The sequence below is a fragment of the Ruegeria sp. HKCCA4633 genome, from assembly GCF_013034605.1.
Taxonomy (GTDB): domain Bacteria; phylum Pseudomonadota; class Alphaproteobacteria; order Rhodobacterales; family Rhodobacteraceae; genus Ruegeria.
Genome location: NZ_WQGJ01000001.1, coordinates 1204190 through 1218011, shown reverse-complemented (window position 1 = coordinate 1218011; position 13822 = coordinate 1204190). Strand labels below are relative to the sequence as shown.

General features: G+C 57.3%; 12 protein-coding genes and 1 tRNA gene. 5 read left to right on the top strand and 8 right to left on the bottom strand.

Features of this window, described 5'->3' with window-relative positions; genetic code table 11:
• Positions 1–59 precede the first annotated feature (59 nt).
• The 4 genes from GOV85_RS05920 to GOV85_RS05905 form a co-directional block, all read right to left on the bottom strand.
• Entirely contained in the window at positions 60–464 is a 405-nt protein-coding gene (locus tag GOV85_RS05920) for a hypothetical protein (protein ID WP_171175920.1), read from the bottom strand.
• Positions 465–784: 320 nt separating this feature from the next.
• A tRNA-Met gene (locus GOV85_RS05915) sits at positions 785–861 on the bottom strand.
• Between the two features lie 55 nt (positions 862–916).
• Complete coding sequence (locus GOV85_RS05910) at positions 917–1918, bottom strand: alpha/beta fold hydrolase (protein WP_171175917.1); 1002 nt, start codon at positions 1916–1918, stop codon at positions 917–919.
• A complete protein-coding gene (locus GOV85_RS05905; protein ID WP_171175915.1) occupies positions 1915–3384 on the bottom strand; it encodes an NAD(P)/FAD-dependent oxidoreductase in 1470 nt (489 codons plus the stop codon). The genes GOV85_RS05910 and GOV85_RS05905 overlap by 4 nt, the downstream gene beginning before the upstream one ends.
• Positions 3385–3613: 229 nt before the next feature.
• Between GOV85_RS05905 and GOV85_RS05900 the strand changes: the two genes are divergently transcribed.
• The 4 genes from GOV85_RS05900 to GOV85_RS05885 all read left to right on the top strand — a co-directional run bounded on the left by GOV85_RS05900 (position 3614) and on the right by GOV85_RS05885 (position 7813).
• Positions 3614–5161: a trimethylamine methyltransferase family protein gene (locus GOV85_RS05900; RefSeq protein WP_171175913.1), complete on the top strand. Its 1548-nt coding sequence runs from the start codon at positions 3614–3616 to the stop codon at positions 5159–5161.
• 71 nt (positions 5162–5232) lie between these two features.
• Positions 5233–6336, top strand: coding sequence for a mandelate racemase/muconate lactonizing enzyme family protein (locus GOV85_RS05895; RefSeq protein ID WP_171175911.1), 1104 nt, complete (start codon positions 5233–5235; stop codon positions 6334–6336).
• Positions 6337–6350: 14 nt separating this feature from the next.
• Entirely contained in the window at positions 6351–7082 is a 732-nt protein-coding gene (locus tag GOV85_RS05890; RefSeq protein WP_171175909.1) for an SDR family NAD(P)-dependent oxidoreductase, read from the top strand.
• The gene (locus GOV85_RS05885; RefSeq protein ID WP_171175907.1) at positions 7079–7813 is read left to right on the top strand and encodes an SDR family NAD(P)-dependent oxidoreductase; all 735 of its coding nucleotides are present in this window, start codon (positions 7079–7081) and stop codon (positions 7811–7813) included. The genes GOV85_RS05890 and GOV85_RS05885 overlap by 4 nt, the downstream gene beginning before the upstream one ends.
• Positions 7814–7823: 10 nt before the next feature.
• On the opposite strand, the gene GOV85_RS05880 is transcribed toward GOV85_RS05885, so the two are convergent.
• From GOV85_RS05880 to GOV85_RS05865, 4 genes are read right to left on the bottom strand one after another with little or no spacing between them, the layout of a single operon-like run.
• Positions 7824–9164, bottom strand: coding sequence for an FAD-binding oxidoreductase (locus tag GOV85_RS05880; RefSeq protein WP_171175905.1), 1341 nt, complete (start codon positions 9162–9164; stop codon positions 7824–7826).
• The gene (locus tag GOV85_RS05875) at positions 9161–10657 is read right to left on the bottom strand and encodes an aldehyde dehydrogenase (protein ID WP_171175903.1); all 1497 of its coding nucleotides are present in this window, start codon (positions 10655–10657) and stop codon (positions 9161–9163) included. Before GOV85_RS05875 ends, GOV85_RS05880 begins: the two co-directional genes overlap by 4 nt.
• 5 nt (positions 10658–10662) lie before the next feature.
• On the bottom strand, positions 10663–11580 hold the full coding sequence (locus GOV85_RS05870; protein ID WP_171175901.1) for a dihydrodipicolinate synthase family protein: 918 nt from the start codon (positions 11578–11580) through the stop codon (positions 10663–10665).
• A gap of 7 nt (positions 11581–11587) precedes the next feature.
• Complete coding sequence (locus tag GOV85_RS05865) at positions 11588–12298, bottom strand: GntR family transcriptional regulator (RefSeq protein WP_171175899.1); 711 nt, start codon at positions 12296–12298, stop codon at positions 11588–11590.
• A gap of 160 nt (positions 12299–12458) precedes the next feature.
• Here GOV85_RS05865 and GOV85_RS05860 point away from each other — a divergent pair, with 160 nt between their 5' ends.
• Positions 12459–13409, top strand: a complete 951-nt coding sequence (locus GOV85_RS05860) for a GlxA family transcriptional regulator (protein WP_171175897.1) — start codon at positions 12459–12461, stop codon at positions 13407–13409.
• Positions 13410–13822 lie beyond the last annotated feature (413 nt).

Here is a 13822-nt window from a genome sequence, read left to right as displayed (position 1 = left end):
TCCGCCGAACTATGGCCCACCTATTCGAACTTAAATCAAAAGCAGCTTTTTGAGATAGATCATGTGGCGTAGGGAACGATCCGGCCGCTACAGATCATGTCGGCGATGTATGCGGGAGCGCTGTCGGGAATAAGGAATGACATCGGTGCCCATTCTTTGTTCCGGTGTTTCAGTCGCAATCCCTTTTTGCGTTCAACAGGGGCGATCAGATCGCGATAGCGTTTGTTCTTGCAGTCATACTCTCTCTGGAAGACAAACTCACTGTCGCTCGTTCTGATCGTTTCCCAATATACGGTTCCTGGAACGCCTTCCGCTTTGCGAATGTAAAACTCGCTTCTTTCATCGTTCTTCGCAACCAACAACCAACCTGCATCTTGCAAGTTTGTGCCAGTCCCCATCGTCGAAGTGTCACAGGCGGTCAGGGTGATGGCGGCTGCGCATACCAAGGCAATCTTCTTTAGCATAGTGTCAAAGCTCGAGTTTTCGTCGATTTACCTGCATTTATTGCCGAAGTGAACGGATTTATTGTGGGTTTTTGCCGACTTCGTGTGCGTGATCGCCAATTTCAAACTTTCTACCGGGGGTTTTGACCTAAAATGCGTGGTCCGTTTATTCACTGTGGCGTTAAGACTGATGTGTTCCATACCCAACAATTTAGTAGATTTGTCAGGTAGTTGCTCGGTTCAAAGTGATCCAAAACCGTAGAGAGTATATCGAAATGTATACCGCTCTCGTGTGCTTGGAGTGATTTTTCAGCAATACCAATGGTTTAACATGAGGGTAATGGTAGCGGAGGAGGGACTTGAACCCCCGACACGCGGATTATGATTCCGCTGCTCTAACCAACTGAGCTACTCCGCCTTGAGTGAGAGGCGATGTAAGCGAGGGGCCGGGGAGGGTCAAGAGGGAAATCAACCTAACCAGGGATTTCTTTCACAGGCGCGGCGGTTGGTTCCTTCAGGGGTGTCTGCGGTGATTTGGTTTCCGCCACCATCCGGCGAATAAACGCGGCACAGATTTCCGGCTCGGTGATCAGGATCATGTGTCCCAACCCGTCCAGCTCTTCATAGCTTAGACCAAATTTGATCATCGGAGGGCCGTGAAGGGCAGGGGACAAGAGCGCGTCCTGGCGGCCATACAAGATACCGCCCGGCACGGATAGCTCGGGGTATCTGGACACCTGCGCGTCGCAACTTGCGTCCAGCCCGGCAACGTCTTGCGAGGCCGTAACAAACGCCGAGGGGCGCAACCCAAGCGCGCCGCCCGCACGATCCAGAAAGTCATCTGGTGCGGTTTCAGGGCCAAACGCTACGCCCAGGCTGTAGGGTGCAGTTTTCGCGGCCATAGGCACCGCAATCGTATTTGCAATCAGGCTGCGCAGCCATCCGGATCGGATATCGAGCGGCTTAAAGATCACCGGCGTTTCAGGCAGCCTGTGCGTCAGAGGCGCCAGCAATGCAAGACCTGATACGCGTTCGGGGTGGTCCAGTGCCAGCGCCAGTGACACTGCGCCGCCCAGTGAATGCCCGACCAGAACCGCTTGATCGACGCCTTTTATCTCCAGAAACTCGGCAATCATTGCGGCTTGTTGCGGCAATTGCCCCAGTTCTGCCGTGTCACGGGTAGAATATCCGCAGCCTGGCCGATCCAGCGCAATGACATGGTATTCTTCGGCCAGTTGATCGGCCAAGGCGTAGGTAAAATGCTGTAATTGCCCCGCCAGACCATGTATAAGGACCAGCGTTTGCGCGTCAGGATCACCCTTTTCAACATAATGGATACTGCCGCCCTGCACGGGCACGATCTGGCCCATTTGTGGTACGGTGCTCAGCCCCTGACGGGTCAACCGCCGGGTCCAAACGGCCATGGCCAGAAGAAAGACGATACAGGCTGCAATCAGGCTTAGAATAAGTGTCATCTAGCTGTCTCCTGTCCGACGGTAGTGTATTGTTCCAATCCCGACTGTGCCATACGCGCTTGATATTCACCAACAGTCCCGGGCCATAACGTCGTGTTCCTGCCGTCTTCGTCAATGTACCAGGATGTACACCCCCCCGTCTGCCAGACACTGTCGGCGTGACGGTCCTGCATCTCTTGGGTGAAACCCGCTTGTTTCTTTGCATCAGGTGTGATCGCGGCAATCCCTTTGCGCTGCATCTCGCTTAGGACGCGACCGATATGTCCAACCTGCGCCTCGATCATCAGCACGACCGAGTTGTGGCCAAGACCGGTATGCGGGCCCAGAAGAATAAAGAAATTTGGAAAGCCCGCAATCGCTGTGCCCAGATTTGCATTCATGCCGTCAGCCCAGGCCGTTCGCAGTGTCAGGCCACCGGAACCTGTGATGTCCAATCGCTCGACAACATTGGTCACATGAAATCCGGTGCCCCAGATCAGGGCATCAGCTTGGACTTTGGTGCCGTCTGACGTGATGAGCGTATCCCTATCGATACGGGCAACGCCCTGTGGCACGACACTGACATTGTCGCGGGCCAGGGTTGGGTACCAGTCGTTCGAGCTAAGGATACGTTTGCAACCAATCTGATAGTCGGGTGTCAGAATGCGCCGTTCTTCGGGGTCGATTATCGCCCCCTCCAGCGATTTACGCCACATCTTAAGGGCAAAGTTCATCGCCCGTTCCTCGCCCCTGAACACCCGGTGTCGGAACTCGAAAAACATGAAAATCAGTTTGCGCCGGATACGCGGCAGTAAGGGAAGGTGGGCATATAGCTTGCGCACCCAGGGCGCAATTGGGCCGTCCGGGCGCGGCATGACATAAGGCGCACTGCGCTGAAAGATAGTCACGTGGCGGGCAAGTTTGGCAATCTCTGGCACGAACTGAACCGCCGACGCCCCGGTGCCCACAACGGCCACTCGTTTGCCGGTCAGATCAACGTCGTGATCCCATTGAGCCGAATGGAAGCATGGCCCAGGAAAACCGTCCGCGCCGGGAAGATCGGGAATGCTGGGGTGATGCAACGCCCCAATGGCCGAGACCAGAAACCGCGCCGACCAACTTTGCCCGTCCATGGTTTCCACTTGCCAGCGCGCGCCGTCCCACTTGGCCGCTTTCAGTTCCTGGCCGAAATGGCAGAGGTCATACAATCCCTCGTGCTGCGCGACGCCCTTCAGGTAAGCCTGAATTTCAGCGCCTCCGGCATAAGCGCGGCTCCAATGGGGATTAGGGTGGGTCGCCATAGAATATAGATGTGAAGGCACATCGCAGGCCACGCCGGGATATGTGTTTTCGCGCCACGTACCGCCGATATCATCTGCCTTTTCCAGAATCGCAAGATCGGAGAGCCCACGTTTGCGCGCCTCAAGCGCCATGGTCAGCCCTGAAAACCCGGCGCCAATGATGAGCATCTCTGTTTTGTGGTGCATTTCTGCGCCCCTCCTGAAACAACCATACGGGTACGTGTTGCAGATGTATGCACCTGATTGACAGTGAAGCAGGTTACTTAACGAAAGGTAACCAAGGGTTCATTTGCGCAGTGCAAGCGCGAAAATCCCGCGATGTGGCCCGTGTCGCTTCCTGCAAGCACATATCGCAATCAGAGAGGTGATCGCTCCGCGAATCCGCCAGTATGATTGAAAATTGGAGGATTGCCCTTTGACTACTCGCACTGCCGCGCGGTCCGGTGGACGCTCTGCCCGTCGCGCCCAACGTACTGCTCCAAACTTTGCCATGCTGCCGGGTTTGACCCGAGGCATTCCCGTTTGCGAAGTCATGGACGAAAGCCAGGTCGAACGTATCGACAACGCGGCAATGGATATTCTGGAAAATGTCGGTGTTCAATTCCGCGACCCCATCGCGCTGGAAGACTGGAAGACAGCCGGAGCCAAGGTTGTCGGAGAGTTGGTCTATCTGGACCGCAACATGGTACGCGAGCTGATCTCGACCATTCCATCGCAGTTCACCTATCATGCGCGTGACCCGCAAAAGAACCTTGCACTGGGCGGCAAACATTCGATCTTTGTGCCAATGACCGGCGCGCCTTTCCTGCGCGATCTGGATGACGTGCGGCGGAATCCGACGCTGGATGATCTGGCGATGTTCCACAAGCTGTCGCACATGATGCCTGCACTACACAGCTCGGCCCACCATATTGTCGAGCCTTATGATCACCCGATCAGCCAGCGGCACCTGCGCATCACATATTCTTCGATGAAATACTCGGACAAGACTTTCATGGGCATGACGACATCGCCTAAGAACGCCGAGGATGTGATGGATATGTGCGATATCCTGTTCGGCGAAGGCTTTATCGACGACCATCCTGTCACCACCGGCAACTGCAACGGCAACAGCCCTTTGGTGTGGGATGAAACCATGCTGGGCGCGATGCGCGCCTTTAGCCGACGCAACCAGCCAGTTTTGTGCTCGCCCTTCGTTTTGGGTGGCGCGAACACACCCGCTTCGGTCCCCGCGACCGTAGCGCAGCTGACAGCCGAGGCGTTGTCGGCGCTGGCCTACACACAGGTGATCCGCAAGGGCGCACCTGCGATCTGGGGGCACTACCTGTCGACCGTGTCGATGAAATCCGGTGCGCCCATGGCGGGCACGCCTGAAATCAGCCTGATGAATTTCATGATCGGCCAGATGGCGCGGTATTACGACGTGCCATGGCGCACTTCGAACACGCTGGGCGGCGCCAAAACGTTTGACGCGCAAGCGGGATACGAATCCGCCACAACGCTCAGCGCGGTGATCCATGCCGGAGCCAACTATATCTGGCATTCGGCAGGCTGGAATGAGGCGGGCATGCACTGTTCAGTTGCCAAGTTCGTGGTGGATGCCGAACAATGCGCGATGGCTTACCGCATGGCGGAAGGCCCGAAGTGGCACGATTTCGATCAGGCGCTTGCCGCGGTTCCGGATGTAGGCCCTGGTGGTCACTACCTTGGCCACCCGCACACGCAGGACAATTTCCAGACGGCGTTCTTTATGCCTGAACTCTTTGACAACAACTCGATCGAACAATGGGTGGCTGAGGGCGAAGTGGAAATCACAGAACGCGCCTTGAAGCACGCGCGAAAACTACTGGCCGAGTACCAAGAGCCAAAACTGGACGAAGCCAAAAACGAAGCGCTTCTGGACTATATCGCGCGCCGCGAAAGGGAAATCCCGGCGGCGGATGAGTTGAACCAGACCTACTGATACAATCTCCCCGTACTGGCCCGCCCGCAATCCGGGTGGGCCCTTTTTTCGTTCAGGACAAGCAGAGCAGCATGAAGATCGCCGAACTCCATATCTACAGCCACGACCTGCCGGTCAAAAACGGACCCTACACCATGGCCAATGCACAGGTCTGGTCGCTTGATACCACTCTGGTCAAAGTCGTTGCCGATAACGGATTGATCGGCTGGGGCGAGACCTGCCCAGTTGGCCCGACATATGCTGAGGCGCACGCAAAAGGCGCCCGTGCAGCTTTGATCGAAATGGCCCCGGGCTTGATCGGCACCGAAGCACTGCCGCTGACACTGCATCGCCGGATGGATGGGCTGCTGAACGGGCACACATATGCCAAAGCGGCTGTCGATATTGCGGTTCACGATGTGCTGGGTAAACACTTGGGCGTGCCTGTCAGCGACCTGCTGGGTGGTGCAACAACTGACAAAGTCCCATCCTACTATGCCACTGGCGTTGGTGCGCCTGACGATATTGCCCGACTGGCAGCCGAGAAAATGGCCGAAGGCTACCCGCGATTGCAGATCAAGGTCGGGGGCCGCCCGGTCGAGATCGACATCGAAACCATCCGCAAGGTCTGGGAGGTTGTCAAAGGGTCGGGTACGCGTCTGGCCGTGGACGGCAATCGGGGCTGGACCACGCGCGACGCTTTGCGCGTCAGCCGCGAATGCCCTGAAATTCCGTTCATCATGGAACAGCCCTGCAACACCATTGAGGATTTGCAGAAGATCCGACCTCAGGTCACGCACGGCATTTACATGGACGAAAACAGCACCAGTCTGAACACTGTGATCTCAGCAGCAGGGACCGGTCTGGTCGATGGGTTCGGGATGAAAGTCACTCGGATCGGCGGGTTGAACCCCATGCGCGCTTTCCGCGACATTTGCGAAGCCCGAAACCTTCCGCACACCTGCGATGACAGCTGGGGTGGGGACATCATCGCCGCTGCCTGTACTCATGTCGGTGCAACGGTTCGGCCCGATCTGCTGGAAGGCGTCTGGCTTGCCGCACCTTATATCGAAGGCAACTATGATCCCGAAAATGGTATCCAGATCAAAGGCGGGCATATTGCGTTGCCAACCGGGCCGGGGCTGGGCGTGGTGCCTGATGAAAGCCAATTTGGCACCCCTGTTGCGTCGTTTTAACCGTGGATGATCTCATGACCCTGAATGGAAAATCGGCTTTGGTCACTGGCGCAGCCGGAGGTATCGGGGCGTCAATCGTTGAGCGTTTGCGCCAAGCTGGGGCGCGGGTCGCGGTTGCGGACCGGTCGGTCGATGGCATTGAGGCCGAGGCGTATCTGCCGGGCGATCTGCTTGATCCAGACTATGCCGACCAATTGCCCAGGGCGGCGGCGTCTGCGCTGGGCAGGCTCGATATCGTGATCAACAATGCAGGTGTCATCACACGCGGGTCTGTCACCGACACGTCGGATGCGGATTGGTCTTTGTCACTGGGCGTCAATGTCGAAGCCCCGTTTCGTATCTGTCGCGCGGCGATCCCGATCATGGCTGAAACGGGAGGGGGCGCTATCGTCAACACCGCGTCTTGTTGGGGGCTGCGCCCCGGCCCCAATCACGCCGTTTATTGTATGACAAAAGCGGCCATTGCGTCCCTGACCCAATGTATGGGTATGGACCATGCCCATCAGGGTATCCGCGTCAACGCTGTATGCCCGAATGAGGTGAATACGCCTATGCTGCGCTCGGGTTTTGAAAAGCGCGGTTTTGATCCCGATACGGCCGTGGCCGAGCTGGGCCAAAGCGTGCCGCTGGGCCGCATCGCCGAGCCCGAGGATATTGCAGACGTCATCATGTTCCTCGTCTCGGATGCGTCGCGTTATGTTTGCGGTACGCTGGTCGAGGTCAACGGAGGGAAGCCCGTTTCATGAAGCGGTTCGAGGGAAAGGTGGCATTGGTCACAGGCGGGCGCAGCGGCATCGGTCAGGCCATTGCCCGTCGGTTGCGGGACGAGGGCGCGCAGGTCTTTACCGCGCAACGTGGAGAAGACAGCGAGTTTCAAGGCATTGCAGCGGATTTCACCGATCCCGACAGCCCGGCACAGGCGGTCAGCGAAGTGGTATCTGATGCTGGGCGCCTGGATGTGTTGGTCAACAACGCGGGTATGATGCAGGAAGTTTTGGTCGAAGACATGAGCCTTGAGGATTGGCACCGCAATCTGACGGTCAATCTGACCGCTCCGTTCCTGATGATCAAAGCCGCGCTGCCGCATCTGCGTCAAACCCGCGGTAATATCGTCAATACCGGATCCATTGAAGGTTTGAGCAGCAATCCCGGTCACGCGGCTTATTGCGCGTCCAAGGCAGGGCTGCATGGTCTAACCCGCGCCGTTGCCGTGGATCACGGGGTTGAAGGTGTCCGTTGCAACGCCGTGGCACCCGGATGGATCGATACCGAACTGAACGAAGATTTCATCGATTCCATGCCTGACCCTGCTGCATTCCGTGATGATATAGCCAAAATCCACCCTGTTGCACGGACCGGTCGGCCGGAAGAGGTTGCAGCCCTCGTCGCGTTTCTGGCGTCAGAGGAGGCGGGCTTTATCACCGGGCAGGTCTACACCGTAGATGGTGGGCGCATGGCCAAGCTTAGCCTTCCCTGACGCCAACGCATCACTCCTTACCGGATCGCCATTCTTTCCAAATCAAATAGCTGTTTGCCCCAAGCGAGGCGAATGGCTCGGGCGGCAATCGCGGAAGATCCGGCTGTTCCAGAAAGTGACTGGCGATCTCTGATCCGCCTTGCATCACCAATTCTGCGATGCCCATGCCTTGCAAGGTTCCTCGGGCGATGCCCAGGCCATTCTGACAGCAGGCCGAGAACACACCGTCCTCAAGTTCACCAAAGGCCGCAGACCCATTGCGGCTTAGGCAAAGCATCCCGGCCCAGCGGTGCTCCATCGTTACGTCTGACAGGTGCGGGAAACGTTCCATGAACTTGCGGTCCTGAACCCAGCCGACATTGCGCAGCCGCATTGGGCTGGTCTCGATTGTCGGGTGAAAGCTGGTACCGTTGCGGATCAGGATGCGATCGCCGTAGCTGCCGGAAATGCGCCGCACCGATGTGCCCATCGGATCGGCAGGTGTCACCGACCAGCGCGATTGCCCGCCAAGCGTTTTGATCTGTGCCTCAGTCAAAGGTGCTGAGATCGACGCGTAGAGGCAGATATGCATCAATTGTCTTTGGTAGAACCCAAAGCTTTCGAGATGGCCGTTATTGGCGAGGATAATCCGCCCGGTCTTGACCTTGGCTTTGGTGGTTTTGACCACCCAGCTTGTGCCTTGCTTTTCGAAACTGGTGACTGGTGAGTTTTCGAACACGTCAATCTGATCAGCCAATTGGGCCGAAAGCGCCCGCGCATAGGCTGCGGGTTGGATCATCACTGTTCCTGGCGCGTAAAGTCCCGAGGTGTAATGTGGGCTGCCCGTGATTTCGTGCATCTGTTGCTGGTCATAGAGCGTGTGAGGCTCACCCAGTTTCCTCAGGTGTTCCGCAAACGCGCGGTTGTGCGCGTCGCCCGCCTTGGTGGCGGCGGCATTGTACTTGCCGCAGGGGTCGAACATTTCCTGATTTAACTCGCATTCCCCGGCCACGTCGCTCGCAAAAGCAATGGCCTTGCGATTCAGTGCAATTGCGGCGCGATCCTCTTCCAATCCTTCGCCTGCATAATTGTCCGAGGCCAAATCATGAGGCAGGTCGATCATAAATCCCGAGTTCCGCCCCGCAGAACCATCGGCAAATCGGCCTGCTTCCAGCAGAACAACCTTCAGTGATGGATCCAGTTGATGCAGCCGCCGCGCCGTGCTGAGCCCAGCAAACCCACCGCCAACGATAGTGATGTCGGCAGTCAGGTCCTTGTCCAGTTCCGGCAGGGGCGTCTGGGGTGGCAGGATGGCATTCCATCCGGCCGGGCCCGTCTGCCGGGGCAGTCTTTTGGCCTCGAACCGCGTCAATCCACCGCCTCGTCTGCGTCATCGGCCAGATCGATCCAGATGGTTTTCAACTGGGTGTACTGATCGTGGGCGTGGACCGAATTGTCGCGACCGCCAAAGCCAGACTGCTTGTAGCCGCCAAATGGCGTAGTGATGTCGCCTTCGCCAAAGCTGTTGACTATCACGGTGCCCGCCCGGATCGCCCGAGCCCCGCGAATGGCGCGCTTGGCGTTGGCAGTGAAGATCGAGGCACAAAGGCCATAGTCGGTGTCATTGGCGATCTTGATGGCTTCGTCAAAGCCTGACACTTCGATCACCGACAGAACCGGGCCAAAGATCTCTTCCCGCGCCAGGGTGGCGTCATTGCCGGGTACTTCGACCACCGTAGCCTCGACAAAGCCTTTGTCAGCTTTGCCGCCGATCACCACGTTCTCGGCTTGATCCAGATAACCGCAGACCTTGTTATAATGCCCTTCGCTCACCAGCGCGCCCATACGGGTTTCCGGGTTCAGAGGGTCACCGATATTCCACTGTTTGGCGTGATGTGCAATGCGCTCCAGCAACTCTGCCTTTACATCCTTGTGCACGATCAGGCGCGACGAGGCCGAGCAGTTCTCGCCCATGTTCCAGAACGCGCCGTTCACCACATGCGCGGCCACACGGTCAAGGTTTTCAGCGTCATCCATGACGATGGCCGGGTTTTTGCCGCCCATCTCCAGCACCACTTCTTTGGCGTTACTTTCGGCGGAATAGGTCAGGAACCGTTTGCCGGTTACGGTCGAGCCGGTGAAAGAGACCATGTCAATATCCATATGCCGCCCGATGGGTTCACCGACCTCTGCGCCGCCGCCCGGAACGATGTTCAGAACGCCGCGGGGCAGGCCAGCCTCCATCGCCAGCTCAGCCATACGCAGAGCGGTCAGCGTGGTCTCAGTCGCGGGTTTCACCACGACCGAACAGCCCGCCGCCAAAGCAGGCCCGATTTTCCACGCCAGCATCAGCAGCGGGAAGTTCCAGGGCAGCACCAGGCCGACGACGCCAATCGGTTCGCGCACCACCATGGCGATGTGATCGTCGCTGGCGGGCGAGACTTGATCGTAAATCTTGTCAATCGCCTCGGCGTGCCATTTCAGGCAGTGGATCGTCTCGGGCACATCCACGGATTCGCAATCAAGGATGGTCTTGCCGCTGTCGATGCTTTCCATCACCGCCAGTTCGCGCGTATTGCGGGTCAGTAACTTGCACAACCGGATCAGCACATCCTTGCGTTCGCTCGGATGCAGCTTGGACCAACGGCCATCGTCAAACGCCTCACGCGCCTTTTCGACGGCAAAGTCCACATCCGCTGCGCCGCAAGACGCGATGTCCGCCAGTTTGTCGCCAGTGGCTGGGTTCACTGTCTCAAAGGTCTCACCCGAAATCGCGGGGCGGAAGGCGCCGTCGATGAAAGCGCCTGTAGGCAGCGTCAGGCCTGCGGCGATGGATTTGTATTCGTCCTGTGTCAGCAGATCCATGTCTCTTACCCCTCAGCCACAATGTCAGCGATTGTCTTCTTGAGCAAACGCGTCACCTGTTCCAACGCGCGCTTGTCGTCTTTGTTCAGACCCTTCAGCGGAGGCCGCATCGCGCCCGCATCGATCCCGTTCATGGTCACGCCATGCTTGATGGTCTGGATGAACTTGCCACCCTGTTCCAACACTCGCATCAGCGGCATCATGGCCGACATGATCCGCCGACCTTTAGAGAAATTCCCCTCGATCACGCAGGCATCGTAAAGCGCCACATGCTCGGTGGGCAGAAAGTTCGACCCGCCACAGACCCAGAACGGCGCACCCCAGGCGAAGAATTCCAACGCCTGGTCGTCCATACCGCAGCCAAGCTGGATGTGTGGATAGTCCCGCGCCAGCAGGTGCACCCTGTTGATATCGCCCGAGCTTTCCTTGATGCCGCAGAAGTTCCGGCTGCGGCCTACACGGTCAAGAAATTCCTCACCCATCATCGTGCCGGTGCGGTGCGGGTAGTTGTACAGCATTACGGGCAGGTCCGCGGCCTTGTCGATAGCCAGCGCGTTCAGTGCGTTTTCGCGGTCGGTCGGCACCGAATAGGGCGGGCTGGCCAGCAGGATCGCATCTGCACCAATTTCGCGCGCGCCCGAGGCCAGCGCAATGGAATCCGGCGTCAGCATGGCCCCGGTCCCTACGACCAGAGGCAGACGGCCTTTCAATTGCTGATGTGTGAATTTGGCCAGTTCCAGCCGTTCTTCCACAGTCTGGGCATAGTTTTCACCTGTCGATCCGCCCGAAATCAGACCATGCACGCCACTCTGGATCAGGTATTCGATCACATTGGACAAGGCGTCCCAATTAACGCTTCCATCGTTGTGATAGGGCGTGACCACAGGGGTATAAATCCCCTCAAACTTGAAAATCGGGTTCATTCCGTCCTCATGCAGGTTTCGAAAGGAGTGGGACGCCCATCGGGACATCCAGCGCGTCTGGCATCACGAACATCTCAATCTGATCGCGTGACAGGTTCCAGTGATCTTCGGCTAGCTTTGCCGCTGCTGCTTCGTCCCGCGCCTCGATGGCTGCGATGATGGCATCGTGCTGTTCGCTGGCGCGTGACAGGTTTTCCGACATTTCATCGGACTGTGGGCGATAGAACGTCATGCCGATCCTCGCGTGATCGATCAGCAGCCGGTTGAACGAGGGCAGCAGATAGACATTGCCCGACATCTCGCCAGTCACATCGTGAAAGCGATTGTTGGCCAGCGCCCGATCCTCGGCCGAACCTGTACGTAACGCGGCTTTGAACGCTTGCTGCGCGTCTTTTAGGGCGTCGATCTGCGCAGGGCGCGCGTTTCCCGCAGCCAGACGCAGGATCGCGCCATACACCATTGGTGCGGCAAGGAAGAAATCGCGCAGGGTCGTGTAAGACATCTCGGACACCCGCGCGCTGCGGTTTGTACGCAGGTCGAGATAGCCTTCCCCCGCCAGTTGCCGGAATACCTCGCGCAGCGGTGTGCGTGACAGGCCGAATTCATCTGACAAATGCGCCTCGTCCAGATCTGTGCCTGGTTGCAAGCGTAGAGTCAGAATGGATGTTTTCAGGTGCTCTTGTAACGCGCCTTTTCGCGACTTGGCTTCGTCTTTCATCCCTTAGCTCATCCATCTTTCATAAAGCGGTCGAATCGTGCTGTCACGGTTATGTATGCTAAGAAAATACAACTTGTATACAAAAAAATTTCGTGCAGCATAGGCTCCTGCAAAATAGACTCACTTTCGGGCGCTGTCCCAAGTTCAAACGGATCAACTCATGCCTAAGACGCGGCGCATCACATTTCTTCTGGTCGAGGAATTCTCGCACCTTGCGTTCTCTTGCGCGGTGGAACCGCTGAGGATTGCGAACCTTGTGAGCGGGGAAGAACTTTATAGCTGGAACTTCGTGTCTGAGCATGGCGAACAGGCGGTGTGCTCAAATGGGTCAGTTACGCTGGTTCACTCCGGGCTGGAAAACCTGGCCAAATGCGACCAGCTTTTTGTGCTGTCGGGCATTCATATGCGTAAGCACGTCACCCGCCGCCTGTTGGCCACCCTGCGGCGAGCGCGCGCCCGCGGCACCCCAATCGGTGCCCTATGTTCGGGTGCCTGGGTGTTGGCCGAAGCCGGCTTTCTGGACGGGATGCAGGCGGCGATCCATTGGGAATACCATGATGCCTTCATGGAGGCGTTTCCCGAGGTTAATCTGGTTCGCAGTGTTTTTGTTGCTGACGAAAAACACATCACCGCGTCGGGCGGAACCGCGACGGCAGATTTGATGCTGCATCTGATCGAGCGCGACCATGGCGAAGAGTTGGCAATCGATGTGGCAGATCAAATGGTTTACAACGCGGTGCGCAATGCAACGGCGAAACAGCGGGTTTCGCTGCAGTCACGCAACGGGATGCGCAATGCGCACCTGGCCAAGGCCATCAACATCATGCAGGACAGCATCGAGACCCCAATCTCGCCGTCCTTTATTGCCGAAGAACTTGGCATTTCCACCCGGCAGCTAGAGCGGCTGTTCGGCAAGTATCTGAACACATCGCCCAAGAAGTACTTTATGGAACTGCGCCTGGAACGTGCCCAAAAGTTGCTGCTGCAAACCGAGGCTTCAGTCACCGAGATCGCAATTGCTTGTGGTTTCGAAAACCCGGGCCATTTCTCGCGCGTGTTCCGATCCAGCTTTGGTGTCACACCGCACGCACAGCGCAACAAGATCGACTGAGAAGCGTCTGAGCGGGAAAGAGGACTATTAAAACGGCAGGGGATGCCGTGCTTCATCGGTCCAAATCGGACCTGAGCGGGCATCCCCCTAACCCTGCCGAGATACCCCCTCATTAAAACCGGACTAGTCAACAGATCGGCAGGATTATTTACCAATAGATTGCGATGTAGGCATAACTATTGCGAGAACTTGTCATCCATGAGATTCTTGTGCCTACATTTCTTAACCTTTGCCTTAATTGTGGGCATCGGTTTCGTCGGACAATCGACGGTTTCCAAAGAGTAGTCGTTTTCGATAGGGCGAGTCGAACAACTTGCTCTTGTGTTCCTCATCCGAGCCAATTTTCGCAAGATGAACTAGGTTGGCAAGCTTTGTAGCCAGGCGCTGACGTTGTTGAAAAAGCCGGATGTGTT

Coding starts and splice junctions, on each gene's coding strand:
- GOV85_RS05920 (WP_171175920.1), bottom strand. CDS start 464: ATGCTAAAGAAGATTGCCTTGGTATGCGCAGCCGCCATCACCCTGACC.
- GOV85_RS05910 (WP_171175917.1), bottom strand. CDS start 1,918: ATGACACTTATTCTAAGCCTGATTGCAGCCTGTATCGTCTTTCTTCTG.
- GOV85_RS05905 (WP_171175915.1), bottom strand. CDS start 3,384: ATGCACCACAAAACAGAGATGCTCATCATTGGCGCCGGGTTTTCAGGG.
- GOV85_RS05895 (WP_171175911.1), top strand. CDS start 5,233: ATGAAGATCGCCGAACTCCATATCTACAGCCACGACCTGCCGGTCAAA.
- GOV85_RS05890 (WP_171175909.1), top strand. CDS start 6,351: ATGACCCTGAATGGAAAATCGGCTTTGGTCACTGGCGCAGCCGGAGGT.
- GOV85_RS05885 (WP_171175907.1), top strand. CDS start 7,079: ATGAAGCGGTTCGAGGGAAAGGTGGCATTGGTCACAGGCGGGCGCAGC.
- GOV85_RS05875 (WP_171175903.1), bottom strand. CDS start 10,657: ATGGATCTGCTGACACAGGACGAATACAAATCCATCGCCGCAGGCCTG.
- GOV85_RS05870 (WP_171175901.1), bottom strand. CDS start 11,580: ATGAACCCGATTTTCAAGTTTGAGGGGATTTATACCCCTGTGGTCACG.
- GOV85_RS05865 (WP_171175899.1), bottom strand. CDS start 12,298: ATGAAAGACGAAGCCAAGTCGCGAAAAGGCGCGTTACAAGAGCACCTG.
- GOV85_RS05860 (WP_171175897.1), top strand. CDS start 12,459: ATGCCTAAGACGCGGCGCATCACATTTCTTCTGGTCGAGGAATTCTCG.